Raw genomic sequence first — 20,309 nt, forward strand, 5'->3', positions numbered from 1 at the left:
AAAAAAGATAGATAATAGCAAAATTTCTGCTACATCTATCCTCGTTTTCAACACTATGATTTTAACTTTATAAACGTAACTTCCGGTAATGTTTGCATATGCTGAATAAACTCATTCTTTTCTTCTGACGATATATTTTTCAGCTGCATTCCTACCTTATAAACAGTTTCTGTACCTTGCTGTGAAGCTTCCACCTCATATGAGAGTATTGGGATGCCTTTCACTTGTAGTGTTTCTAATATTTGTTGTATCGCTTCATGTTTATTTACAAACATTTGCACTGTTATATTTTGTGGAAATAGAAATTGCACCTTAAAAATACGACTTACAATTTCTAAACCAATTAAAACGAGAATCGTCGCTCCAATGCCTACTACATACATTCCCGCTCCAATTGCTAATCCTATACCGGCAGTAGCCCATAAACCAGCCGCGGTCGTTAATCCTTTCACCGCCTGCTTTTGAATAATAATTGTGCCTGCACCTAAAAAACCAACTCCACTAACGACTTGTGCTGCAATCCGACTTGGGTCTAGAGACGTATGCTCTTCATACACAATATCTGAAAAGGCATATTTCGAAACAACCATTATTAACGCACTTCCTACCGCTACGAGGAAATGAGTCTTTAATCCAGCTTCTTTCGATCGAATTTCTCTTTCAATACCAATCATTGCTCCTAACAAGCCAGCAACACCGATTCGTATAATAAAATCAAAATCTACACTCACGGGCACTTCCCCCTTTCATTCATTATAGATAGATAAAACAAAAATTATCACAAACATCCATTTATCACCATGAAAGAATACCACTAAAATACACTTAATACTCCGACTGTTTTATGTTAATATTTTAAATATTAACATAAAATAAATAACTCCTGATTTTAAACCTTCACTAATTTTCTAAAAAACCAAAGGTGGATTGCATAAAATTAGGTTGAGAAATTCCAGAAAACGCTTTCATTTTGTTTCATAATTTTTTATAAAAAATACATAAATAAAGGAGCTTACTAACAATGAACGTCTCGTTACTTACACCTACTACTGATTTACAAGAAGAATACTTAGATTTCTATAACGAATGGAAAGATAGCGGTGAAACAATGATCCCGTGGGTTATCTCAAAAAATCCTGCCAACTTCCCAGCTATGGTTCAAGAACTTCTCGATGCGCATAACGGAATAAATATCCCTGAAACTTGGGTACCAGACTCTACATATTGGCTTGTTACAGATGAAAATAAAATTGTGGGAGCTGTTAATATACGTCATAGTTTAACCGAACATTTATTTAACGCTGGCGGTCATATTGGTTATGGCATTCGCCCTTCTGAAAGAAGAAAAGGTTATGCTACGAAGTTACTAGCATTATCATTAGAAAAAACGAAGGAATTAGACATCACGAAAGTACTTGTCGTTTGCGACGCAGTGAATACCGCTTCTGAAAAAACGATTTTACATAACGGCGGGCTTCGTGATGATGATTTCACTGAGGAAGATGGGAATGTAGTAAGAAGATATTGGATTGAGCTATGAATGATCACAAATAAGCGAGAAAGTGATTATACACTTTCTCGCTTATTTTACACTGCTTCTATTTCAAACTGCACTGTAATACCACTTGGATCTACCACCACAAACCCATTTGTAGTTTCATTTATTTCATGTTGTTTTTCTATTAATCTTTCTTTCACTTCATCTAACGCTTCTTTATACGGTAGTACAATCGTATACACCTTTAGCCCAGTTGCATGTACTGGTGGGTGTGGATTGTTTACTCCGTTCCACGTATTTGCACCAATATGGTGATGATATCCCCCTGCTGAAATAAATAAGCAATCCTCTTCACGCTGTTGTACTTCAAAACCTACTGTTTCCACATAAAATTCATGTGATTTCTCTACATCAGCTATTCGTAAATGTACGTGCCCAACGACAGTATTAGCAGGCAAACCATCAAACTCATAATCAACGAGTGTTGCCAATTCTTTTAAATCAAGTGGTGTACTTCCTCCTGGCCCTTCTCCCCATTGATCACGCGGACGGTCTGCATAAATTTCAATACCATTCCCCTCTAAATCTTGCAAATAAAAAGCTTCGCTATATGTATGATCACTTGCACTATTAAACCTTGAAATTGGTAAAATTTCATTTGAATATGTATAACGCCCTTCTTGCTCATCCGGGCTGTCAATTACATTCTTATTACGAAGAACCCCAAATAGCGCAGAAGCAAAAGCTTCACGAGTCGGAACTAAAAAGGCTACATGATATATACCAGTCGTACGCGGTTCTTGCAGTACCCCGTCCTCTAACCTTTCAAGAACAAGTAACGCGTTCTTTCCACCTTTTCCAGATAAATATGCTTTATTCCCCTCTCGCTTAATTACCTCTAATCCTACAACATTCTCATAAAAAGCAATTTGACGCTCTAAATCTTTCACTTTAAATTCAACATGACCAATACGTGTTTTCGGATGAATTTTTACCATGAATAACTTCATCTCCTTATCCCTATATTTTCCCATTACATATAACCGTTACTATGAAGGATACAACTAAAATCATCCTATGTAAATAAGAAAAGTCAGAATTCACATACATTTTTATTTTCATAATAAAAAGCCATCTTTTCTAACTTTTAGAAAAGATGGCTTTTTAACTCTTATCTCATTTTATGTACTTCAGCAACTAGCTTTCCACCCTGAATGCCCATATAAAGCTTCACAGGTGCATCATTCGTATTTTCAAATACTAAATCTAAGTATGGATATGCAATTGTAGCATCTCTTCCTTGTGGAACATAACCTACCGTTTTAGAATGTGTAGTTCTCTCCACCATTTTCAGACCAGCTTGATCTGCTGCATTGTATAAAGTTGAAGATGTTTGACAAACACCACCGCCATATCCATCTACTAATTTACCATCAACTATTTCTTTCCCTAATTGATATCCTTTATCTGGTGTTGTATCACCGATTAATGAATTAAAAGAGAAACGGTCTCCTTTTGCTAACACAACTCCATTTATGCTCGCTGCTGACAAACGAATATTCTCAATACGGCCACCTGTTGAACCACCTAAGTTCGTTTCATATCTACCAATTACCGTACCATTTCCTTGCGCATCACTTAATGTTGCGACTGGTTTTTTCTCCACGATCGGCAACTGATACGTAGCATCCCACATACCAACATTTAACAATTTATCTACTAATTCTTTTTCCATTAATTCATAAGAAGGTTTTCCTTCTTGCCAACTTCCATCAGGTGCTATACGTGAAGGAACCATTTTTTTGTCGACGCTTTTTCCAACCTCACCAACAACCTTTGTTACAGACTTTTTAAATTTCGCTTCATCTTCAAAATAGCCTAAACTAGATAAATCTAATTTTTTCACTTCAGTACCAGTTCGACCATCAACTAAACTAATAGTATCCTGCACTTCTGCTTTAGCCTCTACAGTATGCCCACCAATATCACTTACCAATGCAACATCACTTACTTTTGCACCACAGCCACTCATTATAGCTACACATAACACCCCAACCAATATACCCTTTACTTTACGGAACAATATACTCTCTCCCTTTCCCCAACATCACTATTATGTATTTATTTCATTTTTATGTATGTTTTGTTACAATCATTTTACAATATGTTTATAAAATGTTACAAGTTATTTTTCACTCTATATAAATTACTCTTTTCTTTTATAAATGTCTATACATATTTACATAAAAGTTTGAGTTTGATAGAATTGTAACTTTTATGTAAACTCTCTCTTTTATCCAGTATATACCATTAAGCAAAAGAAATACAAATCAAAAACCCTCAAGCTATTTTTTATAAAGTGAAACTGTAATCAGTGGGGGTTTTACGGGCATCCCGACCTTCTTTGTTTCTGCTGAATTTTGACATGGGGGTCTTATTGCCCAGCAAATAGCGGGATAAAGAGAAATCCCGTCAACATAAATAGGTATTTGCCGTGCCACCACTCCGCTTTTGCACATACATTATGGTGAATTCAACCTATTTTAAAGAAATGGAGGATGTTATTATGTATCCCTACAATCCATATGATCCATATAATCAATATGCGTACCAACAACCACAGTATGACTTACAAACACAATATCAATCTTATATAGATCAAGCAGAGCACACGAATCCATATGACCAAAATAGACAATTCCAACTTCCAATCTCTTTTCCTGGCACTGGAAATCGTCAATTAGAAAGACGCGTAAATGAGCTTGAACAAAGAGTTCGTCAACTAGAAAATACAGTTGAGCGCCATACACGTAGACTAAACCGCTTAAACCAACGTTTACGCACAGTAGAAAACAGACTAAACATTCCATTCGCAGCATTAGAAGACGGATTTTAATCGAGAAAATAAAGATTATATAAAGGAAGGGGCTTCCCCTTCCTTATATAAATTGACGAAAGTTTTTTCCATCTCTATACTGATAAGAGTTAATGAAATGAAACAAGGTGATAAATATGGATTTTGAAATAAATTATCTTTCCTTTTATGTTGTACAAGTAGAAGGAAAAGGTGAAGCAGTTGATAAACGCTACAAACATTTTCAAACTTTAGACGCTGAAGAATATGAAGATAGTTCCTTAAAAGAATTTTTGAATGGTGAGTTATTAAAAATATCGAAGCGAAAAGTAGAACGTCATGCAAAAACAGAACAAGCCCCAACAAAAATTGGTCGCTTTATTGTAGAAGAAGGGCACGAACTTGATTCAAACCCTCATTACAACCTTTTTAATCGTATTCGCTTTGCAGAAACAAAGGACAATTTTAAAGATATGAGCGAACCTCTCGTTTATACATATCTTGACACAAGCGCTGTACGCGGTGGTGTATTTTTAATTGCTCAGGCAAAACTACGCAAATACTTTGATGACCCATTCGTATTCGTAATGAAATGCGACTTCGAACCAAAGGTTGCTTCTATTTCTGATGAATCCACACTGATTCGTAACGTTGAAATGGCCATCACAACAAAGAATATGAAATCTATCCAATATCCGTACATGCCTGAAGAAGGTATGGTTGAAGTAGGCGAACTAAAAATACACCAAGCATCACATGCCCGCTACTTTGAAGACTTCTTAAAATTCGTCGAATATGAACGCTCTATGCCTGAAATTATGAAAACACAAGTAATGGACATGGTATACGACCAAATTGAAGATGTATTTGAAGAAGGTACGGAAGAACGCGAACAATTCGACCAAGCGATGGAAGTATGGGCTGCTAGTCCGAAGCGGGAAATTATGGAACAATTTTCAACCGAAGAAGTAATGGAAGCTACCGCTCAAATCGTCGAGCATGCTCCTGAAGTGGAATTAAAACTAAAAGCCGATCATATCTCTGTGAAGGCTTTGCTTGCTGATTTCGGGGATCAAATACATATTGCGAAGGTAAATGACCGATATGTACTTATGATTGAAGCAGACACACTTACGTTTGAAAAAGGCTTCTCTCCGATTGAGTTTCTGAAGCCAGATGAGCTGCAGGATGTGATTGAGCGGATTGAGAATAAGCAGCAGTATTCGTTTGATCCGAGCGGTATTGAATAAAATGAAACTTTAATCAGTGGGGTTTTGTTCATCCCCCACTAATTATTAACCCTCACCAATCGGGCTTTTACGGGATAAATACTTCCATATAACTGTTGTTACTGGGCGCTTATAATAAGCGCTCTTTTGTTTATATTAAAAACCGATTCTACTAAGAATCAATTTTTCTGCTTTATAATAAAACATGTTTATTTTCAAATTTTTTTGATGCAAGATGACATTTGTTGCAGAATCAAATACATCCCTTCCTTGTTATACAAGCTTATTTCCATTAGAAATATCTACTTCAATATTTCTATTTGACCAAGTCCTTCTATAAGTTGTTAAGATGCAAATTTCACTTTACTACCTCAAATTTATTGTACTCGTAAAAAGATAATTGAAAACGATATTCCGGATGTTCTCTCACCCAATCGTAGGCTTCTTCTAAAATTTCCATTTTGTTTTGCAAGTCATTAAGTTCACTACATTCGTCCCTTTTCTGTTTGCACAGAGGGCAGAATCCATTCACTATTTCCGCACTCGTCGCCCTAATAGTTTTACTTTCTAAATCAACTACTAGACGAAGAATAACAGAATGCTCTTCTTTTGTAGTCACCTTCATTTCAGCAATCCGATCCTCATTCCAAAAGACACCGTTTAATTCCATCTTTACTGTGACATCTTTAATATCCAAGTCTACCACTATCACACCTCCCTTGTACAAAGCTCAATCTTACTCTTCTATTTTAAACTTTAATACACCACAACTTAAAGAGATATTAAGTTTTTTCCAATTCTTCTTTACTATGAAAGAAAGTGTAGTTAATGCTAATTGTGTGGTAAATATTATCCCAAAAACTAAAACAGTTAAAATGTTAAAGATTGTTTCCATTAAACTACACTCTTTATATATATATATATATTATTAATACGGTTTAAAGCTCTTATTACGTCTTAACACTCCCAAAGCAATTATAATGCACAATCACAACAACAAGTTGATGCCTATTTAATATCAATACGCTGTTATTACATGTATGTAGTTAGAGGCGGAGGAGAAATTCATTTAACCTCTGTATTCTCCTCCATCTCAGCCAAATACCTAATCTGCCGTTCCGCTTTTCTCACTGCTGTACGAAAATGTTTTTTCAGGAGTTCTACTGTATTTTCACTTATATAATATCTTTCCGTTATACTTTCCCACGTGTCACTACTTTCAAATGTACTCCATTCAAAAGGGCGTTCTGTATTTTTCTTTAGTTCTTTAAATACCCATTTTCGCATCTTTTTTTTCGCTTTTTCTGTTAGTTTTCCGTTTTTTACAAGTTCAAGTTCACCATGTCTTTTGTATCGCTTATTAATATCTCTCTCGCTATATACTTTAAGAAGTATATTTGCTGTATTTTCAGCATCTGCTAAAGCACGGTGCTGTTTTCCTTCCCACGTTAAAGCGAGCTGTTCTACCGCAAAGTGTAAACTTGGCGTATGTTCAAACAATTCCTCATATGCTTGGAAAACAAATTTTTGCAAATCAATTCTATTTTCTTTTTCTATACTTGGGCATTCAACACCATATAATGTACAATCATGAGATAGAAAGCGATAATCTTCTTTTCCCCATGAAACAAATATAGAACCTTCGCCGATGAACTGAATAAATTTCTCTATAATTTGAGGGAATTTTTCTACACCCATTAAATCTTTTTTCGTAATACCGGTTAATTTTGTTGTATGACGAGTTAATCGTGCACTTGGTTTTACTAACTCCGAAAATTCTTCAATTATCTTCATTGTACCTATTTCTATTTTTACAGCTCCGATATCAACTATTTCTGATGGATCTTCTGATTTATACGGTCTGAAATTCCTTTCAATATCAAACACAATGAAATGTGTAGCGTTTTTCAATTTATTTACCTCTTTCTAAATTCCTTTTCACACAAACACTTTATTTTCAGTATTTATTTATTCATGTACTTTATACAAAAATACTCCGAATAAATAAATGAAAATTCAGTCTTGTTATGATATGTAAGTAGGAGGACATCTATAAAAATGCAAAAAAAAGAAGGGCGAGCCCTTCTTTTTTCAAAAATTACTTCTTGTTTACGTTAGTAGCTTGAGGTCCACGGTTACCTTGTTCTACTTCGAAAGTAACTTCTTGACCTTCTTCTAAAGTTTTGAAGCCTTCGCCTTGGATAGCTGAGAAATGAACGAATACGTCTTCTCCGCCTTCAACTTCGATGAAACCGAAACCTTTTTCTGAGTTAAACCATTTTACTTTACCGTTTTGCATGAAAAAAATCCTCCTACAATGTACCTATATGTACATATTCATTTTCAACCACCTTACAATAATAAGCCAGATATTAAAAAACTGCAACCCCTGAGGAGATTTAACATTGCTATCCTCCTCGGAAGTTACAGCTCATTTAAATCTCTATATTATTAAAAGTAAAATGGTTTAAATATACTATATCATATCAATATAATAAAAGTAAAGTTTTTTTCTTAAATTATTTTTTGTTCCCACTGCATTGCTTTTAATTCACCTGATCCGGCTACTACATAACCATCTTTTTGATTAACAATGCGCCATCCGTGCCCTTTAACTGAATCACATACTGTAACAATACCTTCTTCAAGAAGCACACGGCACACACTACTAATCCCCGCCTTATTTTGCGTTGAAGTTGTATATAAAACATGTTGATCTACACTTAAGTCTAAATAACTACTTGCTTTCTGCTCACTTTGACATGTATGCCAATATATTTTTTCACTTGCAATACTTTCATCTATTTTACAATAAGAAATATTTCCGCTAACTCCCTTGCACGATCCACTTGCCGCTACTAAATAAGAATTGTGTAAAGTCAACGCGGAGATCATTTGATTCATCGCAATTTTAATCCTCTTTAATTTACGTGTCTTCAAATCAAAGAGCCAAACACCACCATATTTAGCATGTATTTTCGTACCAATAAATAAGTAATGTTTATATAAAAATAATGATCGAATAGACGGTGCCGCACTGCCATACTCAAGAAACGGATGAATAGTTTCCCATGTCAAACCGAAATTATTAGAAAGATACAGCGTTTTTTCTCCATGAGCAACAACAGTTCCTTGTACATTGCTACATACATTCCAACTCGTTGCTTTTGTTGGAAAACGCTGAATTGTCCAGTTCTCTCCACCATTCATACTGCGAATAAAAATCCCTTCGTCACCTACACCATAAACTACATTATCTTCGCTATGTAAATCCCTAATTCGTTTTTGAAAACCATTTAAAATTCGTTTCCATTCTCCGTCTTGTTCAACAAATAAGCCATTATATGTAGTAGCTAACAGCAGTTTTCCATCTCTTAACTTTGTAATAGCAGTTGCACTTAACATTGTCTCCACGTTGACACTCCCATTCTTAGAACTTCTCAGCAAATGCAATTGCAAAATTACTGCATTTTTCAACATCCTCTTCATCTTCTGGAGCTAATTCAATTTTCAGCCCTTCTTGTACAAGCTCTGCACCGCGTTCCACAAGACGTTCTTCAAATATCGTTACCGCTTCACAAAACAGTTCATACGCTGTATCACCCGATCCGAATACCGCTACCTTTTTCCCAGCTAAATCTATATTTTCTAAGTCATCATGAAAATCTTCCGCTTCAAATGGTAATTCACCATCGCCCCACGTATAAGATCCTAAAATGATTCCATCATAAGCTAATAATTCTTCAGCGTCCATGCCTTCCATTTCTTGCAATACTACTTCATGATCAAAAGCATCTAAACTAACTTTAATTAAATCAGCAATACTCTCTGTATTTCCTGACATACTTGCATAAGCTATTAAAATTTTTGCCACTTTGGCATCCCCCTCTAACAATAAATGATTCTCATTCTCATTATATTAATAATGATAATCAATTTCAATTTATTTTTTCTACTTTTATTTACATTTCACATTACTTATTTCAAATAAGGTGAAACTTTAATCAGTGAGGGTATTCATCCCCCACCTAACTTCTTTGTTTCCGCTGAATTTTGAGGCGGGGGGCTTACTGCCCGGCAAATAGCGGGATAAAGTGAAAGTTTAATGAGTCCTCACCAATCAGGCTTTTTCAGACAACCCACAAAGAGCGGAATAAATAAAAAAGCACAGATGACTATACAATCATCTGTGCTTTTTTATTATTTTTTAAAAATACCAAAAGGCTTTCCTACTGGTAAAACAACTTTTCCGAAGTGTGTATTTAACACTGCTGCAGCTGAACCGTAGAAAGATAATAATGAAATAAGAAGTTCAGAATATGCTGCTAAATTATGCATTGCATGCGGCATAACACCTAAAGTACTTAATGAAAGACCGATAAATAAGAAATCAATAAGGACGAAAATCATAAATAATACTTTATGTGTTTCCATTGCACCAATTGTCATAAAGATTGTGAAAATCAAATATCCGATAAAGGCTACACCAAGCTGTTTTGAATCTGCAGCTTGTGCTAATTTTTCGCCAAATACTCCAAGTTGAATTAACCAAGTCATTCCAACACCTAGCCAAAATAGACCGTACGCACCGAATGCTGTTGTACCGAATGTATTGTTATGCTTTGCATCATGAATGCAAGCAAAGATTTGTGCAAATCCTCCTAAAAAGATTGCCCACGGTAATACAAGTGAAACGCCATCTGTTAAGCCTAACTTTTGAGATGATGCTACAAGTGTTACCATCGCTAATCCAAATAGACCAATTCCAGATGGATCCGCTGTTGTCATTTTCACATGATGTGTAGTAGTTTGATTGCTCATATAAACCTCCTGATTATAAACATACTCGAATACAATACTTAAATCAGAAGACTATGTCAATGGTTTTTTTTGTATGTTGTCAGACGTTATATTTTATAATGATTAAATATATTTCTGACCACTTCATAAGGTTTTATATTCACTTTTCCAACTCGTTTATCGGTAGCCATAACGGAATATAATTTCCCCTACCTTCCAGCTGAAATTCCTCAGCTGTTCCGCTTCCGAACACTCCGCCTGTAATATAGGCAGCATAATAATATTCATTTCCTTTATATTTTACCTTTGCAATAAGGTGCTCCACTTGTATATGTACCCCTAATTCTTCGTATACCTCTCTTTTCGTTGCCTCTTCAGGCGTTTCACCTTCCTCAATCCCTCCGCCAGGAAAAACATAATATCTTTCCTCTTCTCGAATACGTTTTATAAGAGCGATTTTTCCTTCCTGTACAATGATAGCGGCTCCGCGATTTCTTATCATTTTATTACCTCAATACGAATCGCAACTGTTCCCCACTCTTTTTCTTGTTCTTTCGTATATATTTTGTATGTACTTTCTAACATTTCCTCTAAACTATCATTTTCACAATCCAATAATTTTTTATCGATTTGTTCATATATAGCTTTAAAGCTCTCGTATCGCTTTATTTCCGTTACTTTTACCGTCATCATTTCTGTTGTCTTAAGATTCGTAAATACGATTTCATCGTCTTTGTTTATTAGTTGACGTTTTTTATCGTATAGGCGTACTTCATATACTTTTTTCCCTGATCGAATTGACTGAAACGGTTTATTATATAAACCCATTTCGTATCGCATACATCCCACTCCCTTTTGTTCATTTCACCTATTAATACAGTTCACATTACTACATCTTGCATATAATATTCCATACGTATCACTTAATTGAGAAAGGAGGCTGAAGAAGCATGTTATATTTAAATCAAAAACCTGAATATAATAAATATGATATTGGTGATTATACTTATAGTAAAGTAGGGCCAACCATTTTTTCTTGGAACGATGAAACAAAATTGAAAATAGGTAAGTTTTGTTCATTAGCAGAAGAAGTCGTTTTCATACTTGGCGGTGAACATCGCGCAGACTGGATAACAACTTATCCATTTAATGCACTTTTTGATGAAGGAGCACATATTACTGGTCACCCTTCTTCAAAAGGTGATATCGTAGTTGGCAATGATGTATGGATTGGTTATCAATCCTGCATTTTATCTGGTGTTACAATTGGTAACGGTGCCATTATTGGTGCAAAAAGTGTTGTTACAAAAGACGTCCCTCCATATGCAATTGTGGCTGGTAATCCAGCAAAATTTATTCGATATCGTTTCCCGCAAGAAACAATTGACAAACTAGAGAATCTTGCATGGTGGGACTGGGACATTTCTGTTATAAAAGGAGCTATTCCATTACTACTTTCCGACAAAATCGACGAATTTTTCACCTCGCCCGAAAATGAATCTATATGATTAAAACAGAAAGAGCATCCAATTATTTTTCAGGATGCTCTTTCTGTTTTTATTTTTTATGTCCATGCAAATGATTACACGGAGAACATTGAAATGGAATCTTATCTAAGCAATTAAAGTTTGTTTCGCAAATTTGTTCAATCGTTGGAACAAATGGAATGACAACTATGTTACTTTCTACTATTTGTGTAACAGGTGGCAATACTGTGCCTACTTGATGTTCAAAACGAATACTCGCTTGATTTATATAATTTCCTGAACCATTTGGCGCGCTCTGTACTGCTACTTGGAACGAAACTGTCCTTGCTTCACCAGGATTTAAACTTCCGATAAGAAACCCTACTGCCGGGCTTACATTCGGCACTGGCGTATTATCAACCGTTACACTTCCAGGAACAAATCGAACACTACTATCTAACATATCTTGAAAACGAATATTTTGCATTACAGTATCACCCGTATTTGTGATGACTGTCGTAAACGTAATGACATCTCCAATTGTTGCTACCTGTAAATCTGCCGTTTTTACGACTGTCGTTGAGACATTTTGAGGAATAAACGGGATAACAACTGTATTACTATCACCTTCAACTACTACTGGCGGCTCATTCGGATTTACAGTTGCAAGCCCATTCGCTGTAGCAGTATTTGTAACTAAATTATTTACTTGCCCTCCTATTATTACAACTTGGAAATTAATAATTGCTGCATCATTTGGCTGAAAATCACCTAACGGAATACCAGTATTCGGATTAGCAAATGGAAGAGGTACATCATTTACAGTTACCGTACCATTTATAAATAGCGTATTCGGATCAATGATATCTGTTAACACAATATTGGTCACAGGAACTGTACTATCATTTATAACAGCGATTCCGTAAGTGACAACATCCCCTATCATTGCTACTTCAAAGTTTGCTCCTTTTGCAACAAATAAGATTGCAGTATTTACCGTCACTATAACTGTATTGCTTGTATCCATCACTGTAACTGGCGGCTCCCCTGGTACTAAAATATATTCTGCTAACGCCCCAGCAACGTTCACTACTGTACCACCATCCGGAAAACTTGTAATCGTAGCTTCATATGTTACAAGTGCCGTCTCACCAACTGGTATATCAGGTATCGTAAATCCAATCTGCGGATTTACCCCCGGTTGCGGAACCCCATTTATCGTTACACTATTTGGAACGAAATCAGCTTCCTGAGATAGCACATCGATAAATTGAACATTCATTGCATCAGCAGTACCAGTATTTAATATACGAACAGTATACGTTACCGTTTCTCCTACACCAACAACTGAATGGTCTACTTCTTTTAGCATATCTAAGCTACCTCTATTTACCGGCGTAACCGTCGTATTACTTGAATTTGTAATTGTAGACGGAGGTTCTCCTGGAATCAATTCGAAATCACCCGTTACTCTTGCTGTATTCATAATGCTACTAGAAGGCGGAACTGCGATTACATTTACTTCAAATGTAATTAATACACTATCCCCTACTGCAAGATCAGGCAATGCAAAGCCTACAAATGGATCTAAACCTACTTGCGGAATCCCATTTATTTGTACACTTCCAGGAACGAATTCTAAACTAGGTGATGGAACATCGATAAACTGAACATTCGTTGCTGTTACCGTTCCCGTATTTGTAACTTGCACACTATACGTTAACGTATCTCCTAATCGTGTCGCTTCTTTATTTACAGATTTTATAACGCTGAATCGTCCTCTATTCACTCTAGTTATCGTCGTATTACTCGGCTCTGTTACTACAACTGGTGGTTCTCCTGGCACTAAAGTAAAGCTTCCTGTTATATTTGCAACGTTCGTAATTGTTCCTGATGACGGGATGTTTGTAACTGTCGCTTGAAACGTCACTATAACTGTTTCACCAACTGGGATATCTCCAACTCCAAATCCAGTAATCGGATTTAAGTTTGGTTGCGAGGCTCCATTTATCGTTACACTATTTGGTACAAATGACGCCCCTGCTGAAATGGTATCAACAAACTGAACAGCATTAGCTGTTACTGTTCCAGTATTTGTTATTTGAACCGTATACGTTAATATATCTCCAACGAGAGTAGCAACCCTATTTACTTGTTTAATAACATTAAATTGCCCTCTATTTACAGTTGTAAGTGTTGTATTGCTCGGCTCTGTTACTATAACTGGTGGTTCTCCTGGTACTAATACAAAACTTCCAGTTACATTTGCCGTATTGGCAATTGTTCCGTTTGATGGCGCACTAACAACGGTTACTTGGAAGATGACTTCTACACTTTCACCTGGGTTTATATCTGGAAGCGGGAATCCATTATTCGGATTGAATCCAGGTTGTAACACACCGTCTATCGTTACAGTGTTCGGCACGAATGCTATAGAGGAAGGTAATACATCACTATATTGAACATTCGTTGCTGGCACTGTTCCTGTATTTTGAACTACTGTTGTATATGTGATTGTATCGCCTACTGCAACAACCGGCTGACTCACTGATTTTAAAACATTCAAACCAGGCTCATTGATTTCTGTTAATGTCGTATTACTTGTCGTTGTTTCCGTAATAGGCGGTTCTGTTTCACTTACAGCAAATGTAGCTGTAACGTCTACAAAATTAACAATCGTTCCACCTTCTGGTATGCTTGTAACCACTTCCTGATATGTGACAAGTACAAAATCATCGACAGGTATATCTGGAACTGTAAAACCAATGAAAGGATCTAATCCTGGTGCTGGTACCCCGTTTATGCTCACACTTCCTGGTACAAATGCTACACCCGCGGAAGTAGTATCGATAAATTGAACATTCGTCGCTGGCACTGTTCCGAAATTAAAAATCAATACATCATACGTTAATATTTCTCCTACCGTCGCTACTTCTTTATCTACTAGTTTCAACGGAAAAATAAAGGCTATATTAATTGTCGTAACGACTAAATTTGTTAATATCGTTTCCGTAATCGGTGGTTCCTGCGGATTTGGTTGTGAAGTAAATGTAACATCTGCATCATTTAATATGACTTCATTATCTGGAATTTCTGTAATCGTCACTTGGAATGTGACCTCAATACTTCCACCAGCGATTAATAATGGAGTAACTGTAAATCCTATTTCTGGATTTAAACCAAGTTGCTGCACTCCACCTATCGTTACACTATTGTCAACAAACGTCGTTCCTTCTGGTATGACATCTTGGAAGAACACATCTGTAACAGGGATAATTCCTACGTTTGAAATGAGCACAGTATACGTTAATACATCCCCAACGGCCCCAGTTGCAACATCAACTGTTTTTGTTGCAGTTACTTCACCAGGAGGAGGTAACGGTATTGTAACTACCGTTGTATTACTTGAATTCGTTGTTGTTACAGGTGGCTGTAAAGGATTTAATAAGAAAGTGGCTGTAGCAGATGCTGTATTTAATACCGCTCCACGTGTAGACGGTGCAACTACCGTAACTTGGAACGTTACTGTCAATGATGTTCCAGCTGCAATATTAGGAAGCGGGAAACCAACATTTGGGTCAAATCCAGGTTGTGGCGTTCCATTTATCGTTACACTATTTGCTACAAAAGTTGTTTCTAAAGCAATTGGATCAAGGAAAGAGACATTCGTTGCTGTTACTGTACCGTTATTTCGAATGACAACAGAATACGTGTAAGTTTCTCCAAGTGCTGCTTGTTGTACAGATGAAGATTTTTGTATATTTAACTGTGCTGTGTTTACTTGCGTCACTACAAAATTACTATTTGTAACAGTCGTTATTGGAGGGTTTGCTGGATTTATAAGAAAACTTGCAGTAACGTTCGATTGGTTTCTTATATTTCCACCGCTCGGAACACTCGTCACTGTAACTTGAAACGTAATCGTAGCCGTTTGCCCGACCGGAATATTTGGTACCGGGAAACCTAGCATAGGATCCGCGCCTTGCTGTACGACTCCATTTATCGTCACACTATTTGCTACAAAGGCAGTACCAGACGGAATTGGATCTTGAAAAACAATATTCGTTGCAGGAACAGTTCCTGTATTTTGAATAAGAATCGTATACGTTAACGTATCTCCTACACCGGCTTGTAGTGTATTTACACTCTTCATTACATTAAGTGATCCTACATTCACTCGCGTCACAACAATATTACTAATCGTTACAATTGTAATTGGTGGCTGGAGAGGACTTACTTGGAAATCAGCAGTGACATTCGCATTATTCGGAAGAACTCTATTTGGTGGTACACTCGTGATTGTTACTTGAAAAGTGACCGTCACCATTCCTCCTACTGGAATATTAGCAAGTGGAAATCCAGTTGTCGGGTTTAAACCTGGTTGAGGCGTCCCGTTTATTGTTACACTATTCGCTACAAAAGTGGTTCCAACTGGAATCGGATCAAGGAATGATACATTTGTCGCTGTCACCGTTCCACTATTTTGTATACGAACTGTATACGTTAACGTATCTCCTACACCGGCTTCAGTAGCACTTACACTTTTCATTACATTTAACCCTGAAGAATTCACGATCGTCATAACAGTATTACTTGGTACTGTTACAGTAATCGGCGGCTCTGTTGGATTTACAAGGAAATCTCCAGTTACATTCGCATTATTTACAACATTATTTCCTTGGGGAATTTCATCAATTAATACTTCAAATGTAACAATAACACTGGCGCCAGTAGGCAAATTATTTAATGGGAATCCAAGTTCTGGATCTGCCCCTTCTTGTAAAACACCATTCACAACTACACTATTTTCAATAAATAATGTCCCTTGGGGAATTGAATCTTGGAAAAATACATTCGTAGCTGGTACACTACCTGCATTTATGACTTCTATTGTATATACTAAAATATCCCCTACTGTTGCAACATCCGTATTGACTGCTTTCACAACTTCAAAGTTTCCTGATTGTACTGTCGTATTCACAACATTACTCGGTACATTGATTGTTACTGGTGGTTCATTCGGATTCACTTGAAAGCTTGCTGTTACATTTGCTTGATTTAAAATATCTTCATTTTCTGGATTCTGTACAATTACTACGTCAAATGTGACTACAACCGTTTGAGCCGCAGGAATATTCGGAAGAGAGAATCCTGTATTCGGATTTAGTCCACTTTGCTGTACTCCATTAATTGTTACAGAATTTGCAACAAATGAAACAGCAGAAGAAATAGGGTCTTGGAAAAATACATTTGTTAACGGAACATTCCCTGTATTTTGAACGGCAATTGTGTATGTTAAAGTGTCTCCTACTGCCGCTTGCGTTGTATTCACTTCTTTTATTACATTTAAACCGCCTGTATTAACTTGTGTCACAACTGTATTCGTTTGTCTATTAATCGTTATTGGTGGCTGATTTGGAATAACGACGAAATTAGCAGTTACATTTCCGCGATTCGCAATTGTGCCTCCTGATGGCGTTGATGTCACTCGTACTTGAAAAGTCACTGTCCTACTTCCGCCGGGAGATATATTTGCTACTGTAAACCCAGTCGCTGGATTTACCCCAGGTTGTGAAACCCCATCCACAGTCACACTATTTGCTATAAATGTCGTTCCAATTGGTATTGGATCTTGAAAAATAACGTTCGTTGCAAGTACATTTCCTGTATTTTGAATTGTTACCGTGTACGTAAGAACATCGTTAACCGTTGCAAAAGCTCTATCCACTGTTTTTCTCGTTGTTATATCAGCTATATTAATTGTCGTAACTACAGTATTACTTGTCGCTTGCCCTGAAACTGGTTGTTGACCAGGCACTGGAGTAAAGGTAAATGTTGCACTTGCACGGTTTGGAATTGGATTGACAAGAGGGTTCGATGTTACTCGAACTTGAAAGCGCACTACAGTCGTTTGCGAAGCATTAATACTTCCTAGATTAATACTACTTGCTGGATTCGCTCCTGGACGCGCTACTCCATTTACCGTAACGCTATTTGCGACAAATGTTGTTCCAGCAGGGATACTATCAACAAAAATAACATTGCTCGCAGTGACATTTCCATTATTTGTGATATTAACTGTGTACGTTAATACATCATTAAGCGTTGCCGTCTGTAAATCTACAGATTTCTGCATACTTATAGTTGCTTGATTCACTGTCGTTTGTACTGTGTTTGAAGAAGACGTACTTGTAATAGGAGGACTACCAACGAAAGGACGAAATTGATATGACACCATTGCACGATTTAAAATAGGATTGGGATTCGGGAATGATATTATTCGAACTTGAAATGTAACAATTCTTTGCGTGTTATTTGGGATTGTACCTAAATTAATTCCATTAGAAGGGTTTGCATTCGGCTGTGTTACTCCCCCTACCGTAACACTACCTGCAACAAACGTCGTTCCGTTCGGAATACTATCACGTAATACAACGTTTTCTGCACTTCCTGTTCCTGTATTTGGGACCGTAATCGTATAAGTGAGGGTATCCCCTACCCCTGCGACTGTTCTATTAACTGATTTAACAGGATTAATAATTGGACCTGTTGCATCAATTTGAACACCAAAACCAGCTGCTGCGTATCCATCTCCATTTGTAACAAATCGAACCGTTGCTGATGTTTGACTGTTTACTAAAGATGAGGAGGCATCTACATTCGTAATATCCCACCCTTGTCTTCGGACGGCCAAAGCTACCCCTAACGGCTGATTCAAATCTCCAAACGTGCCGCTCGTATCTAAATTTCCACTATCATTACAAATTTGTGACTGAAAGAAATTATTCGCAGGATTTCTCGGTCCGAATAATGCAACTGTAGCATTTGCATTCGGCCCAAAGCGAAGTTGATCTCCAACAATGTTAGAATCACCTTCTTGAGCAGTTACGAGCACTCTTCCTGTAACAGCTCCTGTTGCCGGCGTAGCAAAACCTGAAATTGTAGCATCAACTGGCGGGGATGAAGCATCGATAATTTCTTGACCTGCATATACTGACAAATTTCGAAGTGGTAAACTTGCATTTTGATACACAACCTCAAGCGTCCATCCAGCTGAACGACTGATTGTCGGGTCGGCTGAAGTTCTTGCAGCTGGCACAGCACCCGTTGTATATGTGCCTGCTCCACCTGCACTAACAAGATTTGTTACATTGGCAGAGCGAGCATAATAAAACTGATTTCCTACTGAACCTTGCTGCGCGGTAGCAGGATCTGGCGTAACAGAAAACGTCCCTGCTGGCGTTGTAAATGTAATGTTATCATTTAAAAATGGTAACACATCTTCCGTATCAGTCCGGAAAGTACCAGCCCAAACTAATTCTGCATATAATACACTGCTTCCCGCTGGAAGATTTAAAATTGCACTTGAAGAATTCAATTGCCATTCATCTGTTGTCCCTGCTGGGAACCCTGGTACTTGCAATGCTGTATTTACTGTCGTAAACACAGCAAGTGTACCAAAAATATTACCTGGTGCAGGTGATGTAGGGCTAAGTCCCAGCGTATTCCCAGTAAACGTGACGGCACCAGGTACTGTTGTCGTAAACCTATTTATAAAAGGCACACAATCATCTCATTTCAATTATAGTAAAAAGTGCTCTATACTATAAAATGTAGACAAACTATACAATGTACGTTGTCCAACAAAATTCCGCACATATGAGAGGGGTTTATAAAACTATGCGCTACGTTATCATAACAGGAACTTCACAAGGTTTAGGTGAGGCAATCGCTACGCAATTATTAGAAAAAAATACAACTGTCATCTCTATTTCTAGAAGAGAAAATCAAGAGCTTACAAAACTTGCAGAGCAATATAACAGCAATTGCATTTTTCATTCCCTAGATCTTCAAGATGTACATAACTTAGAAACTAACTTTAAAGAGATCATTTCATCTATTAAAAAAGACAATGTATCCTCTATTCATTTAATTAATAATGCGGGTACAGTTGCACCTATGAAGCCAATTGAAAAAGCTGAAAGTGAACAATTCATTACGAACGTTCACATTAATTTACTTGCACCTATGATTCTTACATCTACATTTATGAAACATACGAAAGACTGGAAAGTAGATAAACGCGTTATTAACATTTCATCTGGTGCAGGAAAAAACCCTTACTTTGGCTGGGGCGCTTATTGTACAACGAAAGCTGGTGTAAATATGTTTACACAGTGCGTAGCAACTGAAGAAGTGGAAAAAGAATATCCAGTAAAAATCGTCGCTTTTGCACCTGGCGTTGTTGATACAAATATGCAATCACAAATTCGCGAAACAAATAAAGAAGATTTCATAAATTTGGACCGCTTCATTGCATTAAAAGAAGAAGGAAAACTATTATCACCTGAATATGTTGCGAAAGCTATTCGTAACTTACTAGAAACTGAGGACTTCCCTCAAGGCGAGGTTATTAGAATCGATGAATAACAAAAAGGCGTGCTAAAATAGCACGCCTTTTT

General features: G+C 36.9%; 16 protein-coding genes and 1 pseudogene. 5 read left to right on the forward strand and 12 right to left on the reverse strand.

All coding sequences use genetic code 11. From position 1 onward, the window contains the following. Positions 1-53 precede the first annotated feature (53 nt). Positions 54-731 carry an MgtC/SapB family protein gene (locus tag DN401_RS23590; protein WP_000109728.1) on the reverse strand — a complete coding sequence of 226 codons (678 nt, stop codon included), beginning with the start codon at positions 729-731 and terminating at the stop codon, positions 54-56. A 290-nt stretch (positions 732-1,021) separates the two neighbouring features. On the opposite strand from DN401_RS23590, the gene DN401_RS23595 reads away from it, so the two are divergent. Then, a complete protein-coding gene (locus DN401_RS23595; RefSeq protein ID WP_001103118.1) occupies positions 1,022-1,540 on the forward strand; it encodes a GNAT family N-acetyltransferase in 519 nt (172 codons plus the stop codon). A gap of 47 nt (positions 1,541-1,587) precedes the next feature. Here the strand turns inward: DN401_RS23595 and DN401_RS23600 are convergent, their stop codons facing one another. Together DN401_RS23600 and DN401_RS23605 are read right to left on the reverse strand one after the other, a co-directional pair. Further along, positions 1,588-2,532 carry a VOC family protein gene (locus DN401_RS23600; protein WP_121868208.1) on the reverse strand — a complete coding sequence of 315 codons (945 nt, stop codon included), beginning with the start codon at positions 2,530-2,532 and terminating at the stop codon, positions 1,588-1,590. Positions 2,533-2,669: 137 nt separating this feature from the next. Then, positions 2,670-3,581, reverse strand: coding sequence for a VanW family protein (locus tag DN401_RS23605; RefSeq protein WP_000488973.1), 912 nt, complete (start codon positions 3,579-3,581; stop codon positions 2,670-2,672). A 483-nt stretch (positions 3,582-4,064) separates the two neighbouring features. Between DN401_RS23605 and DN401_RS23610 the strand changes: the two genes are divergently transcribed. Both DN401_RS23610 and DN401_RS23615 read left to right on the forward strand, forming a co-directional pair. Further along, a complete protein-coding gene (locus tag DN401_RS23610) occupies positions 4,065-4,394 on the forward strand; it encodes a hypothetical protein (protein WP_000283715.1) in 330 nt (109 codons plus the stop codon). 116 nt (positions 4,395-4,510) lie between these two features. Beyond that, entirely contained in the window at positions 4,511-5,602 is a 1,092-nt protein-coding gene (locus tag DN401_RS23615; RefSeq protein WP_000345034.1) for a DUF3900 domain-containing protein, read from the forward strand. 337 nt (positions 5,603-5,939) lie between these two features. Here the strand turns inward: DN401_RS23615 and DN401_RS23620 are convergent, their stop codons facing one another. From DN401_RS23620 to DN401_RS23655, 8 genes and pseudogenes are all read right to left on the reverse strand, one after another. After that, complete coding sequence (locus DN401_RS23620) at positions 5,940-6,287, reverse strand: hypothetical protein (RefSeq protein ID WP_000227983.1); 348 nt, start codon at positions 6,285-6,287, stop codon at positions 5,940-5,942. A 359-nt stretch (positions 6,288-6,646) separates the two neighbouring features. After that, positions 6,647-7,492 (reverse strand): exonuclease, encoded by an 846-nt coding sequence (locus tag DN401_RS23625; RefSeq protein WP_000786414.1) that lies wholly within the window; start codon positions 7,490-7,492, stop codon positions 6,647-6,649. Between the two features lie 187 nt (positions 7,493-7,679). Then, positions 7,680-7,880, reverse strand: coding sequence for a cold shock-like protein CspB (cspB, locus tag DN401_RS23630; RefSeq protein ID WP_001179150.1), 201 nt, complete (start codon positions 7,878-7,880; stop codon positions 7,680-7,682). A gap of 215 nt (positions 7,881-8,095) precedes the next feature. After that, the gene (locus DN401_RS23635; protein WP_000449496.1) at positions 8,096-8,995 is read right to left on the reverse strand and encodes a WD40/YVTN/BNR-like repeat-containing protein; all 900 of its coding nucleotides are present in this window, start codon (positions 8,993-8,995) and stop codon (positions 8,096-8,098) included. Positions 8,996-9,011: 16 nt separating this feature from the next. Continuing rightward, on the reverse strand, positions 9,012-9,455 hold the full coding sequence (locus tag DN401_RS23640; protein ID WP_001062752.1) for a flavodoxin: 444 nt from the start codon (positions 9,453-9,455) through the stop codon (positions 9,012-9,014). A gap of 326 nt (positions 9,456-9,781) precedes the next feature. Beyond that, entirely contained in the window at positions 9,782-10,402 is a 621-nt protein-coding gene (locus DN401_RS23645) for an acetate uptake transporter (protein ID WP_000070938.1), read from the reverse strand. An 86-nt stretch (positions 10,403-10,488) separates the two neighbouring features. Further along, positions 10,489-10,883: pseudogene (locus DN401_RS23650) on the reverse strand (NUDIX hydrolase). After that, a complete protein-coding gene (locus tag DN401_RS23655; protein WP_001268367.1) occupies positions 10,880-11,221 on the reverse strand; it encodes an ASCH domain-containing protein in 342 nt (113 codons plus the stop codon). The pseudogene DN401_RS23650 and the gene DN401_RS23655 overlap by 4 nt, the downstream one beginning before the upstream one ends. Positions 11,222-11,331: 110 nt before the next feature. Here DN401_RS23655 and DN401_RS23660 point away from each other — a divergent pair, with 110 nt between their 5' ends. After that, positions 11,332-11,889 carry a CatB-related O-acetyltransferase gene (locus tag DN401_RS23660; protein WP_000966303.1) on the forward strand — a complete coding sequence of 186 codons (558 nt, stop codon included), beginning with the start codon at positions 11,332-11,334 and terminating at the stop codon, positions 11,887-11,889. Positions 11,890-11,938: 49 nt separating this feature from the next. Here the strand turns inward: DN401_RS23660 and DN401_RS23665 are convergent, their stop codons facing one another. Beyond that, complete coding sequence (locus DN401_RS23665; RefSeq protein ID WP_001115934.1) at positions 11,939-19,411, reverse strand: DUF7507 domain-containing protein; 7,473 nt, start codon at positions 19,409-19,411, stop codon at positions 11,939-11,941. A 116-nt stretch (positions 19,412-19,527) separates the two neighbouring features. Here DN401_RS23665 and DN401_RS23670 point away from each other — a divergent pair, with 116 nt between their 5' ends. Next, on the forward strand, positions 19,528-20,277 hold the full coding sequence (locus DN401_RS23670) for a (S)-benzoin forming benzil reductase (RefSeq protein WP_001271070.1): 750 nt from the start codon (positions 19,528-19,530) through the stop codon (positions 20,275-20,277). Positions 20,278-20,309 lie beyond the last annotated feature (32 nt).

Source organism: Bacillus sp. BF2-3, assembly GCF_008368795.1.
Lineage (GTDB): Bacteria > Bacillota > Bacilli > Bacillales > Bacillaceae_G > Bacillus_A > Bacillus_A cereus.

What these genes read in the sequence shown, in the direction of transcription:
- DN401_RS23645 (WP_000070938.1), bottom strand. Translation starts at nt 10,402, where the DNA reads ATGAGCAATCAAACTACTACACATCATGTGAAAATGACAACAGCGGAT.
- DN401_RS23615 (WP_000345034.1), top strand. Translation starts at nt 4,511, where the DNA reads ATGGATTTTGAAATAAATTATCTTTCCTTTTATGTTGTACAAGTAGAA.
- DN401_RS23610 (WP_000283715.1), top strand. Translation starts at nt 4,065, where the DNA reads ATGTATCCCTACAATCCATATGATCCATATAATCAATATGCGTACCAA.
- DN401_RS23670 (WP_001271070.1), top strand. Translation starts at nt 19,528, where the DNA reads ATGCGCTACGTTATCATAACAGGAACTTCACAAGGTTTAGGTGAGGCA.
- DN401_RS23655 (WP_001268367.1), bottom strand. Translation starts at nt 11,221, where the DNA reads ATGCGATACGAAATGGGTTTATATAATAAACCGTTTCAGTCAATTCGA.
- DN401_RS23660 (WP_000966303.1), top strand. Translation starts at nt 11,332, where the DNA reads ATGTTATATTTAAATCAAAAACCTGAATATAATAAATATGATATTGGT.
- DN401_RS23595 (WP_001103118.1), top strand. Translation starts at nt 1,022, where the DNA reads ATGAACGTCTCGTTACTTACACCTACTACTGATTTACAAGAAGAATAC.
- DN401_RS23600 (WP_121868208.1), bottom strand. Translation starts at nt 2,532, where the DNA reads ATGGGAAAATATAGGGATAAGGAGATGAAGTTATTCATGGTAAAAATT.
- cspB (WP_001179150.1), bottom strand. Translation starts at nt 7,880, where the DNA reads ATGCAAAACGGTAAAGTAAAATGGTTTAACTCAGAAAAAGGTTTCGGT.